Here is a 517-nt window from a genome sequence, read left to right as displayed (position 1 = left end):
TCCGCGTTACTCGGTCCGAAATCACGAGGGAAATCAAGGCCGGACGCGGCGATGCCATCGCCGCTTTCACGCTGGTCTGCCGCCTCTTCAAGCTGGTCCTGGAGAAGCGGCAGGCGGGCGACCCGCGGTGCTGCGCAAGGAGTCGTCGTACCGAAGGTCTGAGCGATGGCGTGCATCTGCTGCGCACCCTGGACGACGCCGACCCGTGGAACGCGTCGCCTGGTCCGGGCCCGGCCGGGCCGCGCGCTTCGCGGCTCCGGTGGCCGCCTTCCTGCGCCACGGCGCCGACTTCGTCACCGCGCCCGGCCTGGAGGACCTGGTCGAGAAGATGAACGGCCTGACCGGCAAGCCGCTCCTGGACGCCCGCACCCTGCGGCGCCAGATCGAGGCCCGCGACCACCAGTTGTCCCACCCCTACGCCAAGGACTCCCAGATCCAGGGCATCCGCAACGCCCGCCGCCGAGAGCGTGCTGCTGGTCCATGTGGACGGGCGGCCGGCCGGCGTCTCCAAGGACTC

1 pseudogene is annotated in these 517 nt (G+C 71.0%); it reads left to right on the top strand.

The features are described 5' to 3' along the window. Positions 1 to 256: 256 nt before the first annotated feature. A pseudogene (locus tag SZN_RS39555) lies at positions 257 to 517 on the top strand (hypothetical protein); the annotation flags it as partial.

It is taken from the genome of Streptomyces zinciresistens K42, assembly GCF_000225525.1.
Lineage (GTDB): Bacteria > Actinomycetota > Actinomycetes > Streptomycetales > Streptomycetaceae > Streptomyces > Streptomyces zinciresistens.
This window is presented reverse-complemented; position numbering and strand designations above follow the sequence as displayed.